This window comes from Aequorivita vitellina, from assembly GCF_022008365.1.
Classification (GTDB): Bacteria; Bacteroidota; Bacteroidia; order Flavobacteriales; family Flavobacteriaceae; genus Aequorivita; species Aequorivita vitellina.
This window is the reverse complement of record NZ_JAIRBA010000017.1, coordinates 17,416-42,028: the sequence shown is the minus strand read 5'-3', so window position 1 is coordinate 42,028 and position 24,613 is coordinate 17,416. Positions and strand designations below refer to the sequence as shown.

The following is a 24,613-nucleotide window of genomic DNA, read 5'->3' as shown; positions in this document are numbered from 1 at the left end:
AAATTTTAAAGCATTTTCGCTCTAACTAATCTTTCAGGAACGGTCTATCAAAAAAGAAAGATAGGCCGCCATCCTGATAACTTTCGGACTTATTTTTTAATACATCAACTAAAACTATAATTATGAAAAAACTCATCCTTTTAGGACTTGCAATAGTCCTTTCGTTAAACGCTTGTAAACAACAAGAAAAGCGTTATACCCAGCAATCGCCTGAAATTGACACTTACAAAAAAATAATTGACGCTTATAATAAGCAAGATTGGGAAGCCATGACAAGTCACTATGCAGATTCAGCAAAAATTATGAACAACGTACTTGAAAAAGACGCAATAACACTTGCAGAGTTAGTAGCAGTAAACAAAAAAGATGCATCCTTTTTTACCAGTTGGGAATATGTAGACGGACAATCTGATTATGAAATGGTCGTGACCGACAAGGGAAAGACGTATGTAAATTTTTGGGGTACGTGGAAAGGGACGGTCGCAGCAAACAATAAAACCTATACCATTCCAACGCACATTACTGCTCAATTTAAAGATGGAAAAGTGATAAAGGAATTTGGCTATTGGGATCTTTCAAAAATTATGTTGGATATGCAAGCCATGGAGCAGGCAGCGGCAGCAGCGGTAAATGACTCAATCAACTAATAATTTAAACAGCTAAACAGATGAAAGTTAACGGATACGCAGCTATTGAGCCAAGAGCAAAACTAACACCTTATTCGTATGAATTGGGAGCGATTGGTGCTGAACAGGTAGATATTAAAGTTTCTTATTGCGGTCTTTGTCATTCAGATATAAGTATGATAAAAAATGATTGGGGAATGACAACGTACCCCTTTGTTCCAGGTCACGAAATAATTGGTGAAGTAGTAGCAACAGGAGATGCGGTTAAAAATGTGAAGGTTGGCGATAAAGTAGGATTGGGATGGATGTCCTCTTCCTGCATGAGTTGCGAGCAATGTATGAGTGGACACCACCATCTCTGCGCTAAAGGTGAAGGAACCATTGTAGGTAGAAACGGTGGGTTTGCAGATTATGTGCGTGGGCATTGGTCGTGGGCAATTCCGCTTCCAAAGGATATTGATCTAAGTAAAGCAGGCCCCTTATTATGTGGAGGAATTACAGTTTTTAATCCAATAATATTAGCTGGTGTAAAACCAACAGATACGGTGGGTGTAATAGGTATTGGCGGATTGGGCCATATGGCTATCAAGTTCCTAAAACATTGGGGATGCGAAGTAATTGCCTTTAGCTCAAACCCAAATAAAAAGAAAGAAATTTTGAAGATGGGAGCCAGTCAAGTTATCAATTCAACAGCTCCTGAAGAATTAGAAAGTATCACGGGAAAACTAAATTTTATTTTGAATACCACGAATGTAAGCTTGGATTGGAATTCGTATTTAACCGCCTTAGCACCAAAAGGAAAATTTCATACAGTAGGCGCTGTTTTAGAGCCGATGGCGATACCTGCATTTAGTTTAATGCTGGGAGAAAAAACGGTTGGAGGAAGCCCAATAGGGAGTCCCGCTTTAACGAAAACCATGCTCGATTTTTGTGCAAGGCACAACATTTATCCGGAAGTTGAGGAGTTCCCGATGGCAAAGGTAAATGAAGCAATTGAACACTTAGAAAACGGTAAAGCTCGATTTAGAATAGTGCTGAAAAATCAATAGCAATTCTAAACCGTTCTCGACCAAACGGCAATAATAAAATAAAAACCGAAAACCCACAGCATTACAATTGAAGAAGCAGTAAACCTGAAAGCATTAATTATAAAATTACGTAGCCCCAATGCAATCCCTAAAAAACCAAAAATATGAAAACAGTAGGCATTATAGGTGGTTCCGGCTTTATAGGAAGCTATACTACCAGGAAATTTTTAGCAGAAGGCTTCAATGTAAAAGTCTCTGTTACAAATATTAAAAAGAGCGAAAAATATCAGCACCTTTTCAATCTAGAAAATTCAGATAATTTAAATATAAGGCCGCTAAAGGTGGAAAATTTAAGCGACTTAAAAGATTTTATCAGCGACTGCGAAATTGTAATTCACGGAGGCACACCATTTCAGCTGGACGTGAAGGATCCACAAAAAGAACTTTTTGATCCGACAATTAGAGGCACCGAAAATTTTTTAGCGGCACTTACAGAAACTTCATTTATTAAAAAAGTAGTGATTATTGCTTCGGTAGCGGCGTTTAACACAAATTTCCCAATGCCGGCCTATGGCAAATCCGCAGCAGATACTTTTAATGAAAAAGATAAGAAACACATCAATACCGAAAGCCATCCCTATGCACAGGCAAAATTTATGGCAAACCAAACGGTAGAAAAATTTATAAAAGAAAACCCAAACCTATCTTTTGAAATTACATCGGTATCACCCGTTGGTGTTATGGGAAAATCATTATCAAAACGGGAGGATTCCACTTCAACGGGTTTACAATTTCTTATTAAAAATAAAATTGCTCCCAATCCATTTATTCAAATGTTGTACGACACCAATGCTGAGTTTGCTTTAGTAGATGTAGGTGATGTTGCCGAAGCAATCTTTAAGGCAGCAACTACTTCTGGCTTGCACGGGAAAAACTATTTATTAAGCAGCGAATCGTATGCCATAAGCGATATGAATTTGATGCTAAACCATCAAACTTCAAAAAACAAAGCTAAAATAATTTATGAAAATGCACTGGCGATGAAAGATTTGAACATGACCTTCAAACCTATGCATCAAACTTTAAATAATTATTCGCAGTAACACAAAAGAGAGTATTAACCAAATAAATATATACAAGATGAAAACAAAAATTTTATCGGTAATGATGCTAATAGCTTTCATTTCCACAGCACAAAAAAAGAACGGAACTGTTTATATTGAACACCCAGCCATTGAAACAGTAAACCAGTTTGTTAAAGCTTCAGTTGCCGGGGATCGGTCAAAAATGGCAAGTTATTTAGCTGAAGATTTTAAAGCCTATGACGGCAATACAGATAGGGCAAACGATAAGGGAATGGACAAAGAAGCATTCTTAAACAATCAAATGCTCTATTTTAAAAACTTAGATTACTACAACATCGAACCTTTTCCAAATTCGTATCCCGATGCCATAGAGTATAAAAAGGACAATCCAAATGGTACTGTATGGGTACAAACTTGGGACTTGATAAAAGGCGTTCATAAAACCACTGGGGTTAAAATAGATGCGGCTTCGCACAGATTATATACGGTTAATAAGAACAATAAAATAACCATGCTCATTTATTATAAAAATGGAGCAGTAATAGACGAAATACGCTCCAGTTTTACAAACCGAACAAACGGTACAATCTACAACCATCACGAATTCATAAATACCGTTCGAAAGTTAATGTATGCCATCGAAAATAATGACTGGGATAAAGCTTACGGCTTTTATGATAAAGACGCAAGATTTGTTGATTCCAGTTCTCCTGAGTTTAAGAGTATTCCACTGGTAGAACAGAAGGCCATAGATAAACAAATTACGGAGAAGTTTGATGTAGCAAGTATTGATATGGTAGGCTATCCAGACTACTTACATTATGAAATGGGCGATGCCCATGTCGTGCAGTCTTGGTGGAATGTAAATTTTATACGCAAATCTGACAAAAAAGCTATAACCGTGCCCATCCACTACCAAATGTATTTTAATGAAGATGGAAAAATAATTCGTGAAACAGCTTATTACAATCCAAAACTATTGGATTAAACAATTGCGGTTTCCCATAAGAAGCCCCCATTTTTTTAAAAAAATAAAATAACCTGTTGGCTAAAAGCTAACACAATTTAAATAATCATGAGAAAATTAATTTTCGCTTCGCTATTAATGCCTTTATTGGCGCTATCACAAAACAGTACCGAATACAGTGTATTCGAAAATGATCTGTTAACGCCAAATCCCACGCAGATAGGTCAGTTTGAAAAAGGGATCACCGCCCACAACAAAAAATACCACAACGAGGGACCCACCGGAGTTCGTGTGTATTGGATTTCCACTGGACCTCGTACAGGAAGCTACGTTTGGGTTATGGGCCCACTCCCATGGAGCTCCTTAGACAGCCCCGCACAAAAGGAAGGACATGCTGCCGATTGGCGTGCAAACGTAGCTCCATACCTAATGCCCGGTAGCGGATTCCAAACTTCTTTTTGGAAATTCAATGCAGACCTCTCCTTTTTTCCCAAGGACTTTACCATTAAAAACATGGCCGTGGATACTTGGGACATAAAAAGAGGTAAATACAAAGAAGCTTTGACCATGGTAAAAAAAGTCCACGATGTGAACGTCTCAAAATCACTGGACGACACCTATGGTATTTACACCAATGAATTCCCCAGCACCAAAGAAGGACGGGATCTGGCGGTCATTTCGTTTTTTGACAAATCGGCATGGTTGGGCGAGAACCACAGTATCGAAAAAAAATATGAGGAAATGTATGGTGCCGGAAGCTGGGATAAATTTTTAGGAGACTGGATGGAGGTGACCAATGGTGGCGATACCGAAATCTGGATGTATCGTCCAGATTTAAGCGGTATAAGTGGCGATGTAAAAGTTGCTGAAAGAAAGTAAAATCTTTGCGCCTCTGTGTCTTTGCCGGTAATTTTTTCACTCGCAAAGACGCAAAGTCGCCAAGAAACTGAAAAGAATTATGAAAACTAACGCAACTCTTTGGAGCAAGGCAGAACTGAAAACATACATTTTATTGCTTTGCGCAAAAGCAGATAATTTGGAAACCGAGGAAGAAATAACACTTATAAAGACTAAAACTTCAGAAGAAATATTTGCTAGAATGTACAGCGAACTTCAGAATAATAACGATGACGAAAGCATTGAAAAAATTGAAGATGCTTTAGAGCGCCATCAATATTCTGAACTGGAACTGTGCGAATTAAAGAATGAAATTCAGCAACTCTTTGCGGTAGATCGTAAAATACCTATGTCTGAAAGTAATTTGGGGCGCATTTTGGAGAATATTATTTATTAAAAAAGAACAATCAATTTAGTATTAACCCTTAAATATTTTAAAAATGAAAACAATACATATTTCAGGAGCAAACGGAAAATGCAATGAAATTTCTGGACTAGAAAACTGTGGGACAACAAACGGCACAGTACTTTTAAAAGACGTGAATTTTGAAGACCAAACAGAACTTTGGACAGGTTACGGCACACCTTTAGAAAAGGAAGGTACGGTAACAATTGAAGAGAAAGATGAAAACAATAAAACTGTAAAAACTTGGAAGTTAAAAAATTCACGCGCATTACAATTTCAAACTTCTTCCAATACGGGTAATGGTGGTCCCAGTTTTAAAAGTATTGAACTGTCGCACGAAGGTTTTACAGTTGAAGGAAATTAGGTTCAAAAGCTAAGTTTTAATCAAAATTAAAATTAAGAAATAATGAAAATTATAATTCCACTTCTCGCTTTGTTACTAGTAAGCTTTGCATTCAATGCCCAAAACCCCGATCCACACGCAAGTGAGGAGTCTGCAATTACTGGGATGGTTTTTTCAGATATAAAAAACGATAAAAACTTGGATAAAATGGTTGCTCAAAAGCAAATAACTACCGCGAAAAAAATTTATTCCAAAGACGAAGCAGATGTAAAAGCAACCATCGAAAAATTTCTAATTGTTGCCGGTAATTATGATTTAACTGCAATGAAGAAAATGATGGCAGACAAAGCCAGCTTGGCAATTGTAAGATTAAGGGACGGTAAGTGGACGACCGAAACCACGTTGGTAGCAGATCATTTAGCAACTGTCAATAAAAACACAAGTCGTCCTTACTTCGAACCAGTAAAAGAATATACAATCCACGTAAGCGATGGACAGTTGGCATTCGTAAAAGCCGATGCAGTTTTACATGCTTTTGGAGTACCACTTTTGAACAATATTGATTATTTCACATTAATTAAGGAAAACGAGGTTTGGAAGTTTATTAATATTTCGTTCACATCAACCCGAATTCCAGAATCTGAAAGAATCTACGACCCAACTATTTTCGCCAAAAGTTACGCCCAAGCTTGGAGCAGTAAAAACCCAGATTTTGTAGCTTTATTTTACGCTGAAGATGGTTCGCTTAACATAAACAATGGCACTCCTGCTGTTGGCAGAACATCTATTGCTCAATCTGCTAAAGCCTTTATGGATGCCTTTCCCGACGATATGGTTGTGGCCTTTAACAAGTTGGTAAACACCGCAAAAGGCGCAGAATTTCATTGGACACTTACAGGTACGAATACAGGCCCGAACGGCACCGGAAAAAAAGTAAACATCAGCGGTTTTGAACTTTGGCAATTGGATGAAAAGGGTTTAATAAAACAATCCATTGGCAGTTTTGATGCTGAAGAATATAGCAGACAGATTAAATACGGTGTGAATGATTAAAACCCAAATAAAAATCAACTATAAAAACCATTCAAAAATGAAAACAACAAAATTTGTAACAATAGCCATCGCTTTGACAGTAGCAATTTCAATAGCAAGTTGCAACGAAAAAACAAAAGCCAACACGACTGTTGAAACATCAGAACCAATTGAATCTGCTGCTCCGGATGAAACTCCAGAATATTTCATGCTCCGCCCAGAAGTTGAAAAAGCCTATGGCTATTCGCACGCCGTAAAAATTGGCAACGACATAAAAATCTCAGGCGCCGTGAGTATGGACAATGAAGGCAACCCCACCGCGATTGGCGACATGGAGCAACAGATGAAAAACTGTTATGCCGATCTCGAAAAAATCTTAAATCACTACGGTTGCACTTTTGACGATGTGGTTGTTGAAAACGTATTTACCACCAATATGTCTAAGTTTTTAGAAGTTGCCGCCTACCGAGCTGAAATCTACAAAAAACAATTTCCAGCTGGTTCTTGGCTTGGGGTTACGGAATTGGCGGTACCCGAATTTATGATTGAGATTGAAATGGAAGTGCATAAAAAGAACTGACAATTAACGATTAACGAAAAATTAAAAAACTAGAAAACATGATCAAACTAACAGTCCTTTATGGACATCCAACGGACATTGCTGCATTTGAAGACCACTATGCCAACACCCACTTGCCCAAAGCGGCAAAGATGAAAGGCCATAGCAAGCTTGAACTCACCAAGTTCAAAAGCGCACCGGATGGCTCAAAACCCGCGTATTACCGAATGGCTGAATTTTGGTTTTCCGGTCCGGAAGCCATGCAAACGACCATGGGTTCTCCCGAAGGACAGGCAACCGCCGCCGACCTGGCTAATTTTGCAACCGGTGGTGCTACGCTTTTAGTGGGTAGTGTTGGGGAATGAGTGCTTTCCCAGCCGGATGTACGCTTTGAACACGGTTTCGAAAGAATGTCTTAATAATTCTATTGTAATGTGATAATGCAGCTGCACCGCCTAAAAAACGATTGAAAAGATCGAAAACTGTATTTCTAGCCTTAAAAACCAAAAAATGGATTCACAGAAAATAAAAACCAGATTAGGCCGCAGTTTAACCGACAATGCGTTAAGGCGTTATATTACCTTTTCCGCCCTTTATATTGCCCAAGGAATACCTGAGGGAATCACCTTTTTTGCTATTCCGGCCTGGTTGGCGATGAATGGCAAATCGCCATTGGAAATAGCCGCATTTGTCGGTGTTATCGGTATTCCCTGGAGTTTCAAAATCTTGATTGCCCCTTTGATGGACCGATTCACCTTCTTGGCGATGGGTCGAAAACGGCCGTGGGTAATTTTTGGGCAGCTAGGTTTAATAATTAGTTTTCTATGTATCGGGTTGGTTCCCAATCCACTAAACAACCTTTCCGCTTTGATGGTAGCGGGATTTTTCATCAGTTTTTTCGGGGCCTTTCAGGATGTGGCAACCGATGGAATGGCCGTAGACGTAATCCCCGAAAACGAACAGGCCAGAGCCAATGGTCTAATGTGGGGCACCAAAACAATTGGTATATCAGCATCTTTGGTCGTCGGCACTTGGCTTATTAATACCGTTGGTTTTTCCATTGCTGTTTCTTCGCTCTCCATTACAGTGGCAACCATTATGTTTTTTCCTATTTATTTTAATGAACGACCGGGCGAAAAATTAATGCCGTGGACACCGGGCGCCGCATCTCCAGATTCCAAACAAACACAATTGAAAAGTTGGAAACATATTTTTAAATGTCTTTATAAGGTGGTAAGCCTAAAATCTAGTATCATATTTGGTATTGGATGTTTTGCGGTTGGGATAATGTTTGGACTTATCGATACCCTTCTGCCCATATTTACCATTCAGGAATTGGGCTGGACAAACACTTCCTTTTCACAAGTTTTCTCTATTACCACAGTGGTAGGTGGAATATTGGGCATGGTTGTAGGGGGTTATTTGGTAGATTTTTTTGGAAAATTAAAAATGCTGACGCTCTATCTCGGTATTTTGACCATACTGATAACGGTTTTTGCCTTTATGCCCGGTATATGGGGTCATAACCTCGTAATTTATATTTTTATACTGAGCTACTATACCCTCTACACTTTTTTGTGCATTGCGGTATTTGCATCTGCCATGCACCTTTGCTGGAAGACAGTGGCCGCAACACAATTTACACTTTATATGGCATTGAGCAATATGGGGCGGGCATCTGGTGCGGCCTTATTGGGAGTGCTGAAAACAAATTTCAGTTGGGAATGGGTCTTTCTTTTTATTGCCCTAATGCCATTGCTAATGGCAATCATTGTACAATTTATTAATTTCAGTAAACACAGACGTACGGTGGAGAGCTTCGTTGTTTTAAAACAAACTTTAGTGGCGCCCGCTGTAATTAAAGACTGATTAAAAACACTCAACCAAAATGAAAAATTCAAAATTAAATCGAAATCCATTCTGTCTTTTCCTGATTGTAATAAGTATTGGATTTTTTTCCTGCAAGCAAACCCCAAAAGATGAAAATTTAGAATCCACCTCAACTAATAAACCATTCGCCTCGTATAATCATTCGACACTTGTGGTCAAAAATGTAGATTCAAGTGTCGCATTTTATCATTACGTTTTTGAATTTGATACCATTCATTTTCCTTTTCCATACAGAGAAAACATTCGAGCAAAATGGATGTCAACCGGAAACGGAGGAGAATTGCATTTGGGTCATTTCATAGGGGATACCACTACATATTCCTATCCCGGACATATTGGATTTACAGTATCATCTATGGATACAATTCTGTCAAGGTTAAAAAAGTTAAACTACAAGCTGCCTGAAATGGAAAATATGCCAAATGGAGAAAGAACCATTCATATTACAGATATTGACGGGAATAATATTCACATAATTGAACGGAAACCATAAAACCAGTGTGTAAAGAGCTGAAGTAAAATTAACTGCTACAAATGATTAAACTCTTTAGAAAAAACCGACAAAAAACCCTGACCGAAAACTCACCTGCCGAACGTGCAGACAAGTTTGGCAAATATCTCACTTATGCCATTGGCGAGATAATACTCGTGGTCATTGGGATTTTGATTGCGCTACAAATAAATACTTGGAACGAAAACCGAAAATCAAATGCCGAACTGCAACTTATTCACCAAAACCTAATTCAGGAATTTCAGGCCAACCGCGATGCGCTGAAAGAAGTATTGGGTGCCATTGCATTCACAAAAAATGGAACTTTGGAGAATCTGAAACTTATCGGTTTAAAAGAACCAAAACTTTCCGAAGAGCAATTAAATAGAATGATCGAAAAATCCTTATTTTTCCCTACTTGGAAACCGAGCAACTTCACTTTAAACCAATTAAAAAACACCGGAAAATTATCACTTCTGAAAAACAACACCTTAAAAGAATTACTTTTTAAATGGGAAACCCAGATTGAAATCATAGAAGAATGGAACCGAAGGGTAGAAAAAAGCTCGCAGGACATTGTGGACTATTTAAAAATCCATGGCTCCCTGCGCAACCTCAATCACAAACGCATAGGTACCGATGTTTCTAATCTGGAAATAAGCAATGTGGGGTTGTTTCATGATATAACATTTGAAAATCTATTGGACGAAAAAGCATTATATTCACAATTTATGGAACATTACTTTCAAGATGCGAGTGTGATGATCGAGGAAATTTTAAAAGAAACCAACAAGCAATAACTATGAAAGCAAAATTAATATTCATCAGTTTAATCGCCATGCTACTTTTTAGCTGCGGCAAAAAGCAAGAAGCCATAAAAACTGAAACCGATTGCAACTCAACCTATTTCGATTATTCAAACAGCGACGACCAAATAACGGGCGGCATCAAAATGATTCCCATTACAACCCCAAAAGGCACTTTTAATGTGTGGACAAAACGTATGGGCAACAATCCAAAAATGAAGGTTTTACTGCTTCACGGCGGTCCAGGCGGCACACACGAGTTTTTCGAAAATTTTGACGGCTACCTTCCCAATGAAGAAATAGAATACATCTACTACGACCAACTAGACAGTTATTACAGCGATAAGCCAAACGACTCCACCCTTTGGACCACCGAACATTTTGTGGAAGAAGTGGAGCAGGTTCGCAAAGCATTAAATCTTGACAAGGACAATTTTTATCTGCTGGGTCAATCCTGGGGCGGAATTCTCGCTATGGAATACGCGCTGAAATATCAAGACAATCTTAAGGGTTTAATTATTTCGAATATGATGGCGAGCATCCCCGAATACGAAAAATATGCCGAAGTTTTGGGCGCCCAACTACCGCCTGAGGTTTATAAAGAAATAAAGGAATTGGAAGCTAACGAAGATTTTACCAATCCAAGATATGCTGAGTTGGTACAAAATTATTACTATACGGAGCACATTCTTCGCAAGCCTTTAAATGAATGGCCAGAATTTATCAATCGCGCCTTTTCGCACCTCAACCCAAACATTTATATCTATATGCAAGGGTATAGTGAATTTGGCGTCACCGGAAATGCAACTTTAAAAGGTTGGGATGTTTCCGATAGATTGAAAGAAATAAAAACCCCAACCTTGATGATTGGCGGTAAATATGACACCATGGACCCAAAATATATGGAATGGATGAGCACACAGGTTCAAAATGGTAGAAGTTTGACTGTCAATTCAGGACACGTATCACAATATGACGACCCAGAAACTTATTTTTCGGGATTAATAAAATTTATAAAAGATGTAAATAACGGCAGCTTTTAACTCTTGATTAAATAAGCTAGCGTTTTAACCACTAAACAAAATGACGCCAAACGTTTATTAATAACTTTTTGAGACTGCCTGTTTTAAAAAGAAAATCATATACAAAACAAGTATTGTGAGTTAATGAATGCGAATTAATTCAACTTAATTTTCACTTTCAACATTGTAAGCGAAACCACTTTTCTATATCTTTGAATCTCGAAAAAACCTTCACAAAAACAATGGATATAGAACAAATTTTCAAAAATAACCAAGACTGGGTTAACGACAAATTGGGGATTGATCCCAACTATTTTAAAAATCTCGCCAACGGGCAAAACCCAGATATTCTCTATATTGGTTGTAGCGACAGCCGCGTAACTGCAGAGGAAGTTATGGGTGTAAAACCGGGAGATGTTTTTGTTATGCGCAATATTTCAAACATGGTTTCCAACTTAGATTTGAGCGCGATGAGTGTTATTGATTACGCTGTAGATGTGCTAAAAGTAAAGCATATTGTTATTTGTGGTCACTATGGCTGTGGCGGTGTAAAAGCTGCGATGCAATCTAAGGATTTGGGGATTTTAAATCCGTGGCTACGAAATATTCGGGATGTTTACCGTTTACATCGCGATGAATTAAATGGAATTGAAGACGAAGAACAAAAATATAAAAGGCTAGTTGAACTCAATGTGCAGGAACAGTGCGTGAACGTAATTAAAACTGCCGATGTACAAATTGGAGTTCGCCAAGGACGTTTAACTGTGCACGGGTGGGTGATGGATATGGCGAGCGGTAAACTTATAGATTTGAAAATCGATTTCGAAAAAGTCCTCGAAGGAATTATGGAAATTTATCGTTTAGATAAAGAAGAAATAGAATCCAAATAAAAACAACCGCTTCACAAAAATGAAGCGGTTGTTTTTTGTTTAAATTATTCAAACAAAAATTTTTAATTTAAGGTTTAAAAAAGCAGCATTTTATTGCTTTAAAACTTTAAAAGTTGATTGCATATCGCCCGAAGCAGCATTTATAAAATACATACCACTTTCTAACCTAGACATATCAATTACGGTAATATTGCCCGTTGCAGAGCCTTGCCCCACCAGTTTTCCCAAAACATTATAAATTTTGTAGCTATCTAATTTATAAAGAGAACCCACTGTTAATTCATTGGTTACGGGGTTGGGATAAAACGAAATATTCATTCTAAATTTATCTTCAATAGAAGCTACGTTATCTACTGTAATCGTTCCTTCCATATTAGAATGTACATCGCATTCATAATCGTTTATTCCTACTTCGGTAAATGTATAAGAGAATTGGGTACCGTTACCAGTTAGGATGCCACTATCAAAATCCTCCTGACTTCCAGAATCGCTAGTGACAGAATGAGGCACATCGTCTGTCCACGTCCATCGTACGGTATCTCCTGGTTCTATTGTTATGCTCGCGTTGGCATTAGTGATTCCAACAAACCAGTCTAGATCAAAAGTTGTTTGCGCGCTTGCCATTGAGGCTGTAAGCGCCATCAAAAAAAAGAGTTTTAGTTTTTTCATAATGTTTAAGTTTAGGTTAATAAAAAATTAATACTACTTTGTATGCTTTAAGTTTCATTTAAAAAAGGAATGAAATATTCTTTAAAAAACGCGGCTTATATTAAAGCCGAAAAAGAAATTACCATCTGTCCAATCACCTTGTCCTTGCACAATAAATCCTTCTTCAAACATGGCTTGAGCATTTGTGAAATGCATCTGAAACACGTGACCACCCGTTTCAATATCTACTCCCACCGAAAGTGGATTTCTATAACTGGAATTATCATTTCGGTTTAAATGAATTCCATAATCTGCGTTAATACTCACACGAGTTGAAATTTTATATCGCCCACCCACACCAAGTGCAAATTGATTAAAATCTTCATCGTAATTAATTGTTGTTCCATTAGCTAAAACTTCACGGCTACGCGTTGCTAAATTTTCATGGATAAAAGTTGGAGCAAGTAATAATGAAAATGATTCATTAAATTTTTTAGACAGCAACAATTGCGAAGTGTATGTAAGCCTGTCTTCAAATTCCAGATTTGTATATTGGTCTTTTTCTAACGAAGTATTTACTGTAACCAAATTATAGCCTACTACGGTCACCGGGAAGCCGTCCCGCTTTTGAGGAATTAAACGGTATTTAATATGCGCTCCATATTTTTGTTGAAAAGAACTTCGCGCCACTCCTACATTCAGCCAATTTGTAAAACCGTAAATAAATTTTAGTTGGGTTACTGCATTGTCCAGTCCAAAGAAATCTTTAATTCCGTTTTTCACTGAACCAAAACGGTGCGCCACTACAAAATAGAAATCGTTTTTGTCGGCGAGCTTTGTAGTTTCAAAGTTTACTACTTTTAAACCTTTAAAGGCTGCGGTTACGGTTTTATCTACTTCTACTTCACTTTCAAGACCATCTAATAAGTCATCCTGGGCGAAAAGCCCAAAGGGAAGAAAGCATATTAAGAGTGCTATTTTTTTCATCATGGGTTCTATTTTATCACTGTGCTTTGATCCAGTTTTACAATTTCAAATAACTCGTCATACCCTATACATCTGCCTTTAATTTTCACTTTATCCTTTACGCTAACTTCTGTATTCATGGTGTCAAAACTGGCATAAACGCTTTCTTCGAGGGTGATTGCATCTCCTTCTATATTTGAAATTTCTCCTGTTACGGTTATGGTTTTATTCAGCAGCTCTTCAGCATCATTTGTTTTAAAACGTTCCAATAAATACGGAGCAGTAATCTCTAGCTGTGAAGTTTCAGTCTTTATATTTCTGTGATCTTGATAGACATAGTTATACCCAAAATAACCTACTACCGCTAGTAGTAAAAGGACGATTAAAAATATTCTTTGCTTGCTCATCGGTTCTATTTTTTTATTGTTTTTGTAAGCTGAATTCAACAAAAACGTTAACATCTTCGGCTATCTTATTACTTACAATCGAAGGGATTTTTATGTTGAAATCTTCCGGTTGCATAACAAATTGAGCCGTTAGCATTACCGTATCTCCGTTTACAGAAATAACAGCGGGCACTTCCATTTCTTTATCGGTTCCGTGAATATTAAATGTGCCCTTAATTGAATAGTCACTCTTTCCTGAGATGTCAGAAATATCAAAATCTTGAATAATTCCTTTAAAAGTCGCTCTTGGATATTTTGAAGATTCTATATAATTTTCATTAAAGTGTTCTTCCATTAAAGCCACTTTAAACCGAAATCCTTTCATTAGCGCGAGAGCCGCAAACTTACCAGTTGAAGCATCTAAAACTGCACTCACGTTGGAGTTTGCTGCCTTTACTTCTTCAAAAGAAGGAACTGACGCTTCAAAATCTATTTGTCCAGTTTTGGTAGCGTATTTTTCTTGCCCTACAGCCGAAACTATAAAGGCGAAACAGATAATTGCAAAAGTGATTGTAGTTTTCATAAATTTTAATTTTCCAGTAGGCCATCTAAGTTCCACTGCGTTATTAAATCAATTTGTTGTTGTGGCAAGCGCGGGCCGCCCAAGGGCATCAAACCTTGCTCACCTTCTTCTCTGCTAATACGGTCTATTAAATCTCTATCTTCCACGGCATCTTTTACTTCGGAATAATTTGTTAAGGGCATTGGCGCACCGTTTTGTGGTGGATTGCTGTGGCAAACCGTACAATTATTTTGAAATATAAAAGCAACATCTTGATAGGTTACCAGCTCCCCTTGATTTTCTTCTTGAATCTCTTCAATATCATCATAGGTACTGGCGGTACAGCCAAGCAGTAAAAATGAAATTAAGATTAGAGCCACTGTTTTCATAAAGATGTTTTTTAGTTTTTATGTTCAATTTATTTTTCAAAAATGGAGGGAGCCGTAGTAATTGGATGACAAAATCACCTCGTAGTTACATATTTATCACCCGCCAAAAGATTGAATAAAATGCTATAGTTTTTCAAAAGTCAAATAATCTGTTCCACCGTTTCCGCCGCTAACATCAAAGAGTTCAACTCTCGTGTTTGTGTAGGTTTCAACATCCCAATCGTCATTAAATTCATCAAAAGGAATGGCAGCTCCAAAATCTAAGTTTACATCCAGTCCATTACTACTGGTTACAACACTCCAAGTGCCGCTAATGGTATTGCTACTGTTTACCGCGAGTACACTACCATCTGCGTTAAATGTAAGGGCATATCCGTTGTAGTCAATTGTTTGATCATCGCCATCGTCTATATAGCTTTCAACAAACCACTGGCCGTCTAGTAAGATGTTTGTAAGCTCCGTTGTGTTTCCGCCGCCGCTGCAACCTTGGTATGGATTTCTGCCAAAATCGAGATAATCCGTTCCGCCGTTTCCGCCGCTAACATCAATTAATTTTATAATTTCAGTGTCAAAACTTAGCACATCCCAATCGTCGTTTAAGTCGTCAAAAGGATCGTCGCCACCAGTTATTTCGAAGTTTAGAATAAGGTCTATTCCGCTGCCACTACTTGTTGCTGTCCAAGTGCCGTTAACAGTGTTGTTAGTACTTGTAGCCGTAACCGTTTCATCTGAATTAAAGGTGAATTGATAATCTACATAATCACACGTTTCGTCAGTTCCATCGTCGTCTAAAAGATTTACGTACCAAACACTGGTTGTAAGGTTATCGACAAAATTTGAAGTATTTCCACCCCCGCCGCCACCATTCGGGGTGCGTTCAAAGGTTAGGAAATCTACGCTGCCGTCGCCGCCGCTAATGTGTTTCAGTTTAATAATATCTTGTGTTGCTTCAATAATGTCCCAATCTTCATCTAATTCATCAAAAGGATCGGTATTACCGAAAAACAATAATAAATCTGGAGTTGTGCTAGTTGTTAAATTCCAAGTTCCATTCACGGTGTTTGAAGTGCTTACCGCTTGAGCCGTGTTATCTGTTGCGAAGGTAAATTCATAGCCTGCAAAATCACCAGTTTCATCTTCATCGTCGAAAAAATAAGTGACAAACCACGAGCCTGAAGTTAATATGGTTGAAAAATCTGGGGGTACGCCTCCTCCATTGGCAGAGCAACCGGAAATTAAGGTTACTAATTCGGCATTACTATTTACTGCTACGATAGTTCCATCTTGTAACACCACACTAATAGGAAACTGCAACGCGATGTAAGTGCCATTTTCTAGTGAAAGCAATAATGCCAATAATTCCCCATCGTTATTAACCGTTTGTGTACCGGTTTGTTGCTGGTTAGAATTGTATATGAAAAATGTAACCGGATAAACTAGATCTATACAATCTATTGAAGATGTATTATTAACGTCTGTAGTGCGAAGCAGTAAGTTGCCTAATTCAGAATCTACTGTTATTAAATTTGAATCTGGATTTTCGGTAGGTTGTGAGTCGTCTTTGGAGCAGGAGTTGGCCACAATCATTAGAAGACAAATAAATACTGATAATTTGATGAATCTAGACATTGTAATTTCTTTTTGGGTTTTATATAAGTAAGACAGGCAACGCAATAAAAACCCTACCCTTAAATTGACTTTTTTTTATAAAAACCCTGAAATCTCAATTTGATTTATAAAAAAACCATCCAAAAGTGGGATGGTTTTACGGGGAAGCTTAAAACGCTGGGGAGAAATTAATTCTGTTTAAATATTAAAGTATCTTCTATTTGTCCTTGACTATTTCTAGTTATAAAAGTTACTGAAGTGGGTGCATATTGCAAAGCTTTATATTCTTGACTGTCTGCTCCATTTATTGGGCTGTCCATATCAAATTCAAAATTGAGTTCTTGGCCACTCACTGTTACAATCCAAATTCCGTTCACATGCTCGGTACCGTTTGTAGCATAAACGGTTTCGTTGTTGTAAAAGTTGAAATCGTATCCATAAAAATCTGCAGTTTCATCGTCGCCATCGTCTAAGAATTTTTCAACATACCAAGTTCCTGTTTCAAGAATATCGCGCAGCTCCTGTGGATCGGGACCTCCGCCACCGCCACCGTGTGGTTCACGACCAAAAGTAAGGTAGTCTGTGCCACCGCCACCACTTACATCGGAAAGTTCAATGATAGTTTGGGTGGCTTCCAGTACATCCCAATCATCGTTCAATTCCTCAAAATCACCGTTGGTTGTTGTTTCAAAATTCAGGATAAAGTCTAAATTACCACTGTCCATTTGTGCAGTCCAGTATCCGCTTATTGTATTGTTACTGCTAACTGCAGTGGCTGAACCATTTCCGAAGAAAGTAAATTCATATTCAGTAAAATTTGCTGTGTGGTCAGTTCCTTCTTCTTCCAGCAAGTTTATATACCAGCTTCCAGTTATTAAATTTTCAATAAAAAGATTGAGTTCCGTATTTGTTCCACCAGTATTGGGTTCTCGACCAAAAGTTAAGTAATCTGTGCTGCCATCGCTACCGCTAATGTTTTTCAGTTTAATAAAATTTGCGTTGGCTTCAAGAATTTCCCAGTCTTCGTCAAGTTCATCCAGCGGGGAATTTGTTCCAAAGAAAAGATCGAATTTTAAATCTTCTACAAGCGCCCAGGTTCCATTAACCACCACGCCTGATTTTACACTTTGCGCCGTGCCACCTAATGCAAAAGTGAATTCATAGCCTGCGTAATTATCGGTTTCATCATAATCGTCAAAAAAGTAATCGACGTACCAGGTGCCCGTTGTTAAATCTTGTTCAAATTGCGAAATATCTATCGGGTCTTCATTTGTATTTGCTACACATTCTAAAATTAATGTTTGCAGTTCTTGGTTGCTGTCCACCGCTACTGTGGAACCGTCTTCCAACAGCACAGATACGGGGTAATCTAAACTAACAATATCGTCTGTCGCCAAATTTTTCAGAAACATAAAAAGCTCCCAGTTATCTGTAACAGTAACTGTTCCCGTCTGTTGCTGATCTAGATTGTATGTGAAAAAAGAAACAGGAAAAATAAAATCTAAACATCCTATTTCAGCATCGGCAACATCGCAAGTTGCGGCAAGCGCGTCCAGTTCGGCTTGATTATTAATGGTTACTTGGGTATAATCAAATAATTCCAACGAAATTGGAAACATAATTTCCAAAGTATCGGTATCGTTCGGAAACAGGTTAAAAATATCTTTAATAATGTTTATATCTTCGGGAGTATTCACCGTAACTTGTTGTCCGTTGGCAACCACGGTAACGGGTAGAATAATTGAAGCGCAACTATTTTGGTCAATTATATCGTCGTATGCTCCCGGGTTTTGCGAGGTACGCAGCAACAAAGTAGTTAATGGTGAAGTTGCGGTTATGGTTTCTTCCTCGGTTTCATCAATATGCTCCTCTTCTTCTTTCTGACAAGAAAAAAGTGATACACTTAATAGAACCAAAAAAATAAAACGGAAGAAGTATGATTTTTTCAAATTTTAAACCTTTATGCTACAGTTATAACAAATTAATAAAAATTAACCCTACCCTCCAAGTTGAATAACTTTTAAATATATTTGAAAATTAGCAATCCCCTTTATGAAACAACCCGAAAACGTCTGTAACGAAAATACATTTGCCCAGTTGTATGAGGTGCACGGAAAACCGGTTTGGCGGTTTATATATTTTAAATGTGGCGACACAGCGCAAGCCGACGATTTGGTGCAGGAAGCGTTTATAAAACTGTGGCAAAACTGTGCGAAAGTCACTAAAGAGAAGGCAAAATCGTTTTTATACACCGTTTGTAACAATGCTTTTTTGAATGAAGTAGCGCATAAAAAAGTAGTTTTAAAACACGCTAAAAGACAGCCCGATAAAACCAATTATCAGTCTCCAGAATTTGTAATGGAGGAAAATGAATTTCACGAAAAGCTGAAAAAATCTATTGAAAATCTTACCGAAGCACAACGCACCGCATTTCTGTTAAACAGAATTGAAGGTAAAAAATATGCCGAAATAGCCGAAATGCTCAACATTTCGGTAAAAGCTGTAGAAAAAAGAATGAGCCAAGCGTTGGCTGTTCTTCGGAAGGAAATAGGAAATGTTTAAAATAAAAAGTAGGGTAACGGTTGGCTGAACTGTTTCACTTATGAATACAATAAAAATGGACAAAGATTACATTTTACATAAATGGCTAAATAATGAAGCCACGCCCGAAGAACTGGAGCAATTAAAAGCAGACCCCAAATATGCTTCGTATTTAAAGATTGCAGATGCTAGTTCAGGTTTTGAGGTTGCCGATATGAATTCCGAAGCAAATTTTGAAGCTATTTCAAATAAAACAAAACCTGTTCGCCAGTTACAAAAACCGAATGTTTTTTCAGTTGTTTGGAAGGTGGCTGCGGTATTCGCATTATTGCTTGCGGGATATTATTACACTACAACGCTCGATACTTCAATTAAAACCGAAGTTGCGCAAAATGAAAACTTTTCGCTCCCCGATGGATCCGAAGTAGCTTTAAATGCCGACTCAAAAATTACGTACAACAAAAAAAATTGGAACGATACCCGCGAACTTTCGTTGGATGGCGAAGCGTATTTTAAAGTAACTAAAGGAAATAAATTCAGTGTAAAAACTGCCGAAGGAATTGTAAGCGTGTTGGGCACACAATTTAATGTTGCTGCACGCGACGGACTCTTTACCGTATCGTGTTACGAAGGCTTAGTAAGCGTCGCCTTTAACGATAATTTGATTAAACTTCCCGCTGGGAAAAAAGTAGAAATAGAAAATGGCAAATTAGTTGCCAATGAAGTCACTGATAACCAATCCCCACTGTGGCTTCAACAAGAAAGTAGTTTTAACAATGTACCGCTACAAAGGGTTATAAATGCTTTGGAAAGACAATATGTGGTGAAATTAAATTTAAAAAACGTAAATTTAGAAAAAAGATTTACGGGCACATTTACCCATAACAATCTTGAACTCGCATTAAAATCAATTTGTGAGCCCCTGCAATTGACGTATAAAATAAATAAAAACGGAGCAGTAACCATTGAAGCCAAACATAGCAAGTAGCTACAGAGTTTTTGTTTTCTTTTTGGTGTTCTGTGTTTTTGGCGCAAAAGCCATAGCACAGGAAACCGAAGCCACTACACTTTTAACCTATTTAGAAACGTTAGAAAAAAAACACAATGTGCGTTTTTCTTACGTTCGCGAAGAAATTGAAGGAATAACACTGAAAAAACCTACCGAAAATTTAGCATCAATAGAAAGTGAACTTTTATACCTTCGGGAAAACACGCCATTTCATTATAACCGCATTAACGAGCGGTACATTACAATCACCAAAAAAGAAAATACTGGGCTTCTCTGCGGTAGAATAATCGACTTTGAAACTCAGTTGCCGTTGGTTGGAGCCACTGTTATTTCAAATGATAATTCTTTTAAAACAATTACCAATGCCGAAGGTTTTTTTTATGTTCCACTTCAAAATAAAAACACAGCCTTTACTGTTACTTTTGTTGGCTATTCGCCTCTTACAAGCAGCACAGCTACACTTTCAACAGATTGTGTCGCACTGTTGATGCTCCCCTCCGTTTCAACGCTTGAACCCGTGGTTATTCAAAATATATTTACCAAAGGAATCGATAAAAATACAGATGGTTCAATCCTTCTTTCAACGGCACATTTTGGCTTATTGCCCGGGCAAATAGAAAACGATGTTTTACAAATTGCACAAGCCCTTCCGGGAGTTGAAAGTGTGGATGAAACCATTTCAAATATCAACATTCGCGGTGGGATGCACGATGAAAACTTGCTGCTTTGGGACGATATAAAAATGTACCAAAGCGGGCATTTCTTCGGACTTATTTCAGCGTTTAACCCAGATCTTACCAAGAGGGTAACACTGTATAAAAACGGCACAAACATTCGTTATGGCGAAGGGGTTTCGGGCGTGCTGGATATGCGTTCAAAAAATACAGTTTCGTCAAAAACCGAAGCGGGAATCGGCTTCAATTTAATAAACGGAAGCGGATTTTTGGATATTCCAATTTCTGAAAAAGCAAGCCTTCAAGTTGCGGGAAGAAAATCTATCAATGAAGTTTGGGAATCGCCAATTTATAAAAATTACACCCAACGAATTTTTCAAGATAGCGAAATAAACAATGCTGAAAGCACCCAAAACAACATAGGTATTAGCACAGATGAAGATTTTAGTTTTTACGATTTCGGCACCAAATTGCTGTGGAATTTTTCAGAAAAAGATAAAATTCGTTTCAACTTTTTAACCATAGATAATTCACTCGATTTTACTGAAACTTTAGCAATTAATTCGCAGTCTAAAACCAGTAAATTAGACCAACGCAGCTTGCTTGGCGGCGTTTCTTGGAATCGCTCGTGGAACGATAAATTTGAAACCACGATTTTAGGTTACGGCACCTATTATTTACTGGACGCAATTAACCGCGATATTTTTACTACTCAGGAACAAATTCAAAGAAACGAAGTCTTGGAAACAGGCGTTAAACTTGACGCGAACATGCTACTTTCCGAAAATCTAAAGCTTCAAACTGGCTATCATTTTTCGGAAGTTGGCATTGCAAATACGCAAGATGTTAACCTGCCACGCTTTCGTAATTACGAAAAAGATGTATTGCGAACACACACACTATTCGCTGGAATAAATTACCATTCAAAAAACGGAAAGACCTTTGTGATTGCGGGTTTACGGGGGAATTATTTCGATAAATTTGAAGAAATTTTAATCGAACCTCGATTTAGCTTACATCAAAAATTCTTAAACGGTTTCGCTGTTGAAGTTTTGGGTGAGTTTAAAAGCCAAAGCGCAACACAAAGAGTCGATTTTGAAAGCGATTTTCTGGGCATCGAAAAAAGACGCTGGATTTTAGCCGACGAAGAAAATACGCCAATTTTAAAAAGCAAACAAGCTTCGGCAGGATTGGTTTACAGCAGGAATGGACTATTTTTAAATGCTGAAGGATTTTATAAAGTCGTGGAAGATATAAACAGTGCGAACCAAGGATTTCAAAATCAATTTCGATTTACAAAAGCAATTGGAAATTACACGGTGAAAGGCGCCGAATTTATAATCAATAAAAAATCGAAAACATTTAGTGCGTGGGCAAGTTATGTGTTCAGTAAAAACGATTATGAATTTGAAACGCTCGTACCACCAACTTTCCCGAATAATTTAGATATGCAGCACGCCGCAACGCTAGCGGGAAGCTATTCGTGGAATGCTTTAAAAATTGCATTGGGATTAAATTGGCACAGCGGAAAACCTTACACCACTCCCCTAAAAGATGCTGAAACCACAACCGACGGCGGTTTAACCACAATCCAATACAACCCTCCTAATAATGAGCGACTGCCAGATTATTTTAGAACAGATTTCTCTGCAGAGTATCTCTGGAAATTATCGCCAACCATTGATGCGAAAATTAACATTGCGCTTTTAAACATTCTGAATGCCGAAAATACTGTAAACATTCGGTATGCGATAATTCGAGATGAAAACAACGAAGTTTCAGTAAATAAAGTAGAAGAAATTTCCCTGGGAATTACGCCCAACTTTTCGTTTCAGGTTTTGTTTTAAAGGAGAATAAAAAACTTTGCGGCTTTGCGTGCAAATTTCTCTCGCAAAGGCGCCAAGTCGCAATGAAAAAATCTACATTCGCTCCGGAACCTCGATTCCTAGCAATGCGAAAGCACTTTTTATAACCTCAGCAACCGCTGCTGAAAGCTGTACTCGGAAAGCCTTTTCTGTTTTATTATCCGTTGCCAAGATTGGTACGTTTTGGTAAAAACTGTTGAATTCTTTAACCAAATCATATGTGTAATTTGCAATCAAAGCTGGACTGTAATTAGCTGCCGCCAACTGAATGGTTTCAGGGTATTGCTGAATAATCTTTATAAGTTCTTTTTCCTTTGGATGCATTTTGATTTCAGTCAATGAATGGTCGCTGAACGGAGTCGAAGCGGCTTTTCGGAGAATTGACTGAATCCGTGCATAAGTATATTGAATAAAAGGACCTGTGTTTCCTTGAAAATCCACACTTTCTTCAGGGTTGAAAAGGATCCGTTTTTTTGGATCAACTTTTAAGATATAATATTTTAAAGCTCCTAAACCAATCATTCGGTAAAGTGCTTCTTTTTCATCTTCCGAAAAATCATCAATCTTTCCAAGTTCTTCCGAAATATCGCGCGCAGTCGCAGTCATTTGTGCAATTAAATCATCTGCATCTACAACGGTTCCTTCACGACTTTTCATTTTCCCCGAAGGAAGATCTACCATTCCGTAACTTAAGTGAAATAGATTTTCAGCCCAAGAATAACCAAGTTTTTTCAGAATTAAAAACAAGACTTTAAAGTGGTAATCCTGTTCGTTTCCAACGGTGTAAATCATGCCGCCAACATCGGGATGGTCTTTAACACGCTGTACTGCGGTGCCAAGATCCTGCGTCATATAAACCGCTGTGCCATCGCTTCGCAAAACGAGTTTTTCGTCGAGGCCCTCTTCAGTTAAGTCGCACCAAACTGAGCCATCGTCTTTCATAAAGAAAACGTCGTTTTTTATACCTTCTTCAATAATATCCTTTCCTAATAGGTAGGTGTCGCTTTCATAATAATAAAAGTCGAAATCTACGCCAATAGACTTATATGTTTCCTCAAAACCACTGTAAACCCATCCGTTCATTTTATTCCAAAGGGCTACAGTTTCTTCATCGCCAGCTTCCCATTTTCTCAGCATTTCTTGTGCTTCGAGAATCAATGGCGCTTGTGCTTTTGCATCTTCTTCGGTTTTGCCTTTGGCTTTTAAAGTCTCAATTTCCTTTTTGTATTCTTGGTCGAATTTTACGTAATAGTTCCCAACAAGCTTGTCGCCTTTTAAATCTGCGGTATCGGGGGTTTCGCCGTTTCCAAATTTTTCCCAAGCCAGCATACTTTTACAAATATGAATTCCACGGTCATTGATAATTTGCGTTTTATACACTTTTTTACCCGCAGCCTTTTCAATTTCGGAAACTGAATAGCCCAGCAAAACGTTTCGAACGTGCCCTAAATGCAGGGGTTTATTAGTGTTTGGCGAAGAGTATTCAACCATCAAAGCTTCCTTTCCTTGCGGAACTTTTCCAAAAGAAGAAAAATCTTCAACAGAATTGAAAAAGTTTAAATAATACGAATCGCTCAATACAATATTCAGAAAACCCTGAACCACATTGAATTTCTCAATTTCATCCACATTTTCAACCAAATAGTTACCGATGGCTTCACCAATTTGCACCGGATTGCCTTTAACCACACGTAGCATCGGGAAGACTACGGCTGTAATATCGCCCTCAAAATCTTTGCGGGTGGGCTGCAATTCTACCGTTTCAAGTTTGGCGCCGTATAGTTTTTCAACTGCGGTTTTAATTTGGGTATCTAATGTTTGTTGAAGTGTCATCAATAATATTTTTAAAAAGGGAAATTCTGTCGCCGAAGCTTTAGAAATTTTGGCAAAGATACACGTTTTTAAATTTGAAGGATTTAGGAAT

Annotated in this window: 26 protein-coding genes; 18 read left to right on the top strand and 8 right to left on the bottom strand. The window is 37.9% G+C overall.

Annotated features, from left to right (window positions below):
- The first annotated feature begins 122 nt into the window (after window positions 1-122).
- The 15 genes from K8089_RS09770 to K8089_RS09700 all read left to right on the top strand — a co-directional run bounded on the left by K8089_RS09770 (window position 123) and on the right by K8089_RS09700 (window position 12,041).
- On the top strand, window positions 123-647 hold the full coding sequence (locus K8089_RS09770; protein ID WP_237603097.1) for a nuclear transport factor 2 family protein: 525 nt from the start codon (window positions 123-125) through the stop codon (window positions 645-647).
- A gap of 20 nt (window positions 648-667) precedes the next feature.
- Window positions 668-1,675 carry an NADPH-dependent aldehyde reductase Ahr gene (gene ahr, locus K8089_RS09765; RefSeq protein WP_237603096.1) on the top strand — a complete coding sequence of 336 codons (1,008 nt, stop codon included), beginning with the start codon at window positions 668-670 and terminating at the stop codon, window positions 1,673-1,675.
- A gap of 143 nt (window positions 1,676-1,818) precedes the next feature.
- Window positions 1,819-2,757 (top strand): NAD-dependent epimerase/dehydratase family protein, encoded by a 939-nt coding sequence (locus K8089_RS09760; protein ID WP_237603095.1) that lies wholly within the window; start codon window positions 1,819-1,821, stop codon window positions 2,755-2,757.
- A 37-nt stretch (window positions 2,758-2,794) separates the two neighbouring features.
- Window positions 2,795-3,727, top strand: coding sequence for a nuclear transport factor 2-like protein (locus tag K8089_RS09755; RefSeq protein ID WP_237603094.1), 933 nt, complete (start codon window positions 2,795-2,797; stop codon window positions 3,725-3,727).
- An 87-nt stretch (window positions 3,728-3,814) separates the two neighbouring features.
- Window positions 3,815-4,585 carry a hypothetical protein gene (locus K8089_RS09750; RefSeq protein WP_237603093.1) on the top strand — a complete coding sequence of 257 codons (771 nt, stop codon included), beginning with the start codon at window positions 3,815-3,817 and terminating at the stop codon, window positions 4,583-4,585.
- Window positions 4,586-4,664: 79 nt separating this feature from the next.
- Window positions 4,665-5,000 (top strand): hypothetical protein, encoded by a 336-nt coding sequence (locus K8089_RS09745; RefSeq protein ID WP_237603092.1) that lies wholly within the window; start codon window positions 4,665-4,667, stop codon window positions 4,998-5,000.
- 43 nt (window positions 5,001-5,043) lie between these two features.
- Window positions 5,044-5,373 carry a hypothetical protein gene (locus K8089_RS09740; RefSeq protein WP_237603091.1) on the top strand — a complete coding sequence of 110 codons (330 nt, stop codon included), beginning with the start codon at window positions 5,044-5,046 and terminating at the stop codon, window positions 5,371-5,373.
- Between the two features lie 42 nt (window positions 5,374-5,415).
- Complete coding sequence (locus tag K8089_RS09735; protein WP_237603090.1) at window positions 5,416-6,405, top strand: ester cyclase; 990 nt, start codon at window positions 5,416-5,418, stop codon at window positions 6,403-6,405.
- 37 nt (window positions 6,406-6,442) lie between these two features.
- The gene (locus K8089_RS09730; RefSeq protein ID WP_237603089.1) at window positions 6,443-6,964 is read left to right on the top strand and encodes a RidA family protein; all 522 of its coding nucleotides are present in this window, start codon (window positions 6,443-6,445) and stop codon (window positions 6,962-6,964) included.
- Between the two features lie 38 nt (window positions 6,965-7,002).
- On the top strand, window positions 7,003-7,308 hold the full coding sequence (locus tag K8089_RS09725; protein WP_237603088.1) for an EthD family reductase: 306 nt from the start codon (window positions 7,003-7,005) through the stop codon (window positions 7,306-7,308).
- A gap of 145 nt (window positions 7,309-7,453) precedes the next feature.
- Window positions 7,454-8,812: an MFS transporter gene (locus K8089_RS09720; RefSeq protein WP_237603087.1), complete on the top strand. Its 1,359-nt coding sequence runs from the start codon at window positions 7,454-7,456 to the stop codon at window positions 8,810-8,812.
- Window positions 8,813-8,831: 19 nt separating this feature from the next.
- A complete protein-coding gene (locus K8089_RS09715) occupies window positions 8,832-9,326 on the top strand; it encodes a VOC family protein (protein ID WP_237603086.1) in 495 nt (164 codons plus the stop codon).
- 41 nt (window positions 9,327-9,367) lie between these two features.
- Complete coding sequence (locus K8089_RS09710) at window positions 9,368-10,123, top strand: DUF6090 family protein (RefSeq protein WP_237603085.1); 756 nt, start codon at window positions 9,368-9,370, stop codon at window positions 10,121-10,123.
- A 2-nt stretch (window positions 10,124-10,125) separates the two neighbouring features.
- On the top strand, window positions 10,126-11,172 hold the full coding sequence (locus K8089_RS09705; RefSeq protein ID WP_237603084.1) for a proline iminopeptidase-family hydrolase: 1,047 nt from the start codon (window positions 10,126-10,128) through the stop codon (window positions 11,170-11,172).
- Window positions 11,173-11,393: 221 nt separating this feature from the next.
- Window positions 11,394-12,041, top strand: a complete 648-nt coding sequence (locus tag K8089_RS09700; RefSeq protein ID WP_237603083.1) for a carbonic anhydrase — start codon at window positions 11,394-11,396, stop codon at window positions 12,039-12,041.
- A 90-nt stretch (window positions 12,042-12,131) separates the two neighbouring features.
- Here the strand turns inward: K8089_RS09700 and K8089_RS09695 are convergent, their stop codons facing one another.
- The 7 genes from K8089_RS09695 to K8089_RS09665 form a co-directional block, all read right to left on the bottom strand.
- Window positions 12,132-12,710, bottom strand: coding sequence for a T9SS type A sorting domain-containing protein (locus K8089_RS09695; RefSeq protein WP_237603082.1), 579 nt, complete (start codon window positions 12,708-12,710; stop codon window positions 12,132-12,134).
- Window positions 12,711-12,791: 81 nt separating this feature from the next.
- The gene (locus K8089_RS09690) at window positions 12,792-13,679 is read right to left on the bottom strand and encodes a DUF5777 family beta-barrel protein (protein ID WP_338149245.1); all 888 of its coding nucleotides are present in this window, start codon (window positions 13,677-13,679) and stop codon (window positions 12,792-12,794) included.
- Between the two features lie 5 nt (window positions 13,680-13,684).
- The gene (locus tag K8089_RS09685) at window positions 13,685-14,062 is read right to left on the bottom strand and encodes an OB-fold protein (protein WP_237603081.1); all 378 of its coding nucleotides are present in this window, start codon (window positions 14,060-14,062) and stop codon (window positions 13,685-13,687) included.
- Between the two features lie 13 nt (window positions 14,063-14,075).
- Window positions 14,076-14,624: a YceI family protein gene (locus tag K8089_RS09680; protein WP_237603080.1), complete on the bottom strand. Its 549-nt coding sequence runs from the start codon at window positions 14,622-14,624 to the stop codon at window positions 14,076-14,078.
- 5 nt (window positions 14,625-14,629) lie between these two features.
- Entirely contained in the window at window positions 14,630-14,992 is a 363-nt protein-coding gene (locus tag K8089_RS09675; RefSeq protein ID WP_237603079.1) for a c-type cytochrome, read from the bottom strand.
- A gap of 123 nt (window positions 14,993-15,115) precedes the next feature.
- Window positions 15,116-16,621, bottom strand: a complete 1,506-nt coding sequence (locus K8089_RS09670; RefSeq protein ID WP_237603078.1) for a hypothetical protein — start codon at window positions 16,619-16,621, stop codon at window positions 15,116-15,118.
- Between the two features lie 167 nt (window positions 16,622-16,788).
- The gene (locus K8089_RS09665) at window positions 16,789-18,549 is read right to left on the bottom strand and encodes a hypothetical protein (protein WP_237603077.1); all 1,761 of its coding nucleotides are present in this window, start codon (window positions 18,547-18,549) and stop codon (window positions 16,789-16,791) included.
- Between the two features lie 103 nt (window positions 18,550-18,652).
- Here K8089_RS09665 and K8089_RS09660 point away from each other — a divergent pair, with 103 nt between their 5' ends.
- Genes K8089_RS09660 through K8089_RS09650 form a run of 3 tightly spaced genes read left to right on the top strand, consistent with a single transcriptional unit; the run spans window position 18,653 to window position 22,671 of the window.
- A complete protein-coding gene (locus tag K8089_RS09660; RefSeq protein ID WP_237603076.1) occupies window positions 18,653-19,162 on the top strand; it encodes an RNA polymerase sigma factor in 510 nt (169 codons plus the stop codon).
- Between the two features lie 40 nt (window positions 19,163-19,202).
- Window positions 19,203-20,129: a FecR family protein gene (locus tag K8089_RS09655; protein ID WP_237603075.1), complete on the top strand. Its 927-nt coding sequence runs from the start codon at window positions 19,203-19,205 to the stop codon at window positions 20,127-20,129.
- Window positions 20,107-22,671, top strand: coding sequence for a TonB-dependent receptor (locus K8089_RS09650; protein ID WP_237603074.1), 2,565 nt, complete (start codon window positions 20,107-20,109; stop codon window positions 22,669-22,671). The genes K8089_RS09655 and K8089_RS09650 overlap by 23 nt, the downstream gene beginning before the upstream one ends.
- 72 nt (window positions 22,672-22,743) lie before the next feature.
- Here the strand turns inward: K8089_RS09650 and argS are convergent, their stop codons facing one another.
- Window positions 22,744-24,522 carry an arginine--tRNA ligase gene (gene argS / locus K8089_RS09645; protein WP_237603073.1) on the bottom strand — a complete coding sequence of 593 codons (1,779 nt, stop codon included), beginning with the start codon at window positions 24,520-24,522 and terminating at the stop codon, window positions 22,744-22,746.
- Window positions 24,523-24,613 lie beyond the last annotated feature (91 nt).

What these genes read in the sequence shown, in the direction of transcription:
- K8089_RS09715 (WP_237603086.1), top strand. Translation starts at nt 8,832, where the DNA reads ATGAAAAATTCAAAATTAAATCGAAATCCATTCTGTCTTTTCCTGATT.
- K8089_RS09705 (WP_237603084.1), top strand. Translation starts at nt 10,126, where the DNA reads ATGAAAGCAAAATTAATATTCATCAGTTTAATCGCCATGCTACTTTTT.
- K8089_RS09700 (WP_237603083.1), top strand. Translation starts at nt 11,394, where the DNA reads ATGGATATAGAACAAATTTTCAAAAATAACCAAGACTGGGTTAACGAC.
- K8089_RS09720 (WP_237603087.1), top strand. Translation starts at nt 7,454, where the DNA reads ATGGATTCACAGAAAATAAAAACCAGATTAGGCCGCAGTTTAACCGAC.
- K8089_RS09680 (WP_237603080.1), bottom strand. Translation starts at nt 14,624, where the DNA reads ATGAAAACTACAATCACTTTTGCAATTATCTGTTTCGCCTTTATAGTT.
- K8089_RS09770 (WP_237603097.1), top strand. Translation starts at nt 123, where the DNA reads ATGAAAAAACTCATCCTTTTAGGACTTGCAATAGTCCTTTCGTTAAAC.
- K8089_RS09740 (WP_237603091.1), top strand. Translation starts at nt 5,044, where the DNA reads ATGAAAACAATACATATTTCAGGAGCAAACGGAAAATGCAATGAAATT.
- K8089_RS09750 (WP_237603093.1), top strand. Translation starts at nt 3,815, where the DNA reads ATGAGAAAATTAATTTTCGCTTCGCTATTAATGCCTTTATTGGCGCTA.
- K8089_RS09675 (WP_237603079.1), bottom strand. Translation starts at nt 14,992, where the DNA reads ATGAAAACAGTGGCTCTAATCTTAATTTCATTTTTACTGCTTGGCTGT.
- K8089_RS09745 (WP_237603092.1), top strand. Translation starts at nt 4,665, where the DNA reads ATGAAAACTAACGCAACTCTTTGGAGCAAGGCAGAACTGAAAACATAC.
- K8089_RS09735 (WP_237603090.1), top strand. Translation starts at nt 5,416, where the DNA reads ATGAAAATTATAATTCCACTTCTCGCTTTGTTACTAGTAAGCTTTGCA.
- K8089_RS09660 (WP_237603076.1), top strand. Translation starts at nt 18,653, where the DNA reads ATGAAACAACCCGAAAACGTCTGTAACGAAAATACATTTGCCCAGTTG.
- ahr (WP_237603096.1), top strand. Translation starts at nt 668, where the DNA reads ATGAAAGTTAACGGATACGCAGCTATTGAGCCAAGAGCAAAACTAACA.
- K8089_RS09710 (WP_237603085.1), top strand. Translation starts at nt 9,368, where the DNA reads ATGATTAAACTCTTTAGAAAAAACCGACAAAAAACCCTGACCGAAAAC.
- K8089_RS09690 (WP_338149245.1), bottom strand. Translation starts at nt 13,679, where the DNA reads ATGATGAAAAAAATAGCACTCTTAATATGCTTTCTTCCCTTTGGGCTT.
- K8089_RS09670 (WP_237603078.1), bottom strand. Translation starts at nt 16,621, where the DNA reads ATGTCTAGATTCATCAAATTATCAGTATTTATTTGTCTTCTAATGATT.
- K8089_RS09755 (WP_237603094.1), top strand. Translation starts at nt 2,795, where the DNA reads ATGAAAACAAAAATTTTATCGGTAATGATGCTAATAGCTTTCATTTCC.
- K8089_RS09730 (WP_237603089.1), top strand. Translation starts at nt 6,443, where the DNA reads ATGAAAACAACAAAATTTGTAACAATAGCCATCGCTTTGACAGTAGCA.
- argS (WP_237603073.1), bottom strand. Translation starts at nt 24,522, where the DNA reads ATGACACTTCAACAAACATTAGATACCCAAATTAAAACCGCAGTTGAA.
- K8089_RS09725 (WP_237603088.1), top strand. Translation starts at nt 7,003, where the DNA reads ATGATCAAACTAACAGTCCTTTATGGACATCCAACGGACATTGCTGCA.
- K8089_RS09685 (WP_237603081.1), bottom strand. Translation starts at nt 14,062, where the DNA reads ATGAGCAAGCAAAGAATATTTTTAATCGTCCTTTTACTACTAGCGGTA.
- K8089_RS09695 (WP_237603082.1), bottom strand. Translation starts at nt 12,710, where the DNA reads ATGAAAAAACTAAAACTCTTTTTTTTGATGGCGCTTACAGCCTCAATG.
- K8089_RS09760 (WP_237603095.1), top strand. Translation starts at nt 1,819, where the DNA reads ATGAAAACAGTAGGCATTATAGGTGGTTCCGGCTTTATAGGAAGCTAT.
- K8089_RS09655 (WP_237603075.1), top strand. Translation starts at nt 19,203, where the DNA reads ATGAATACAATAAAAATGGACAAAGATTACATTTTACATAAATGGCTA.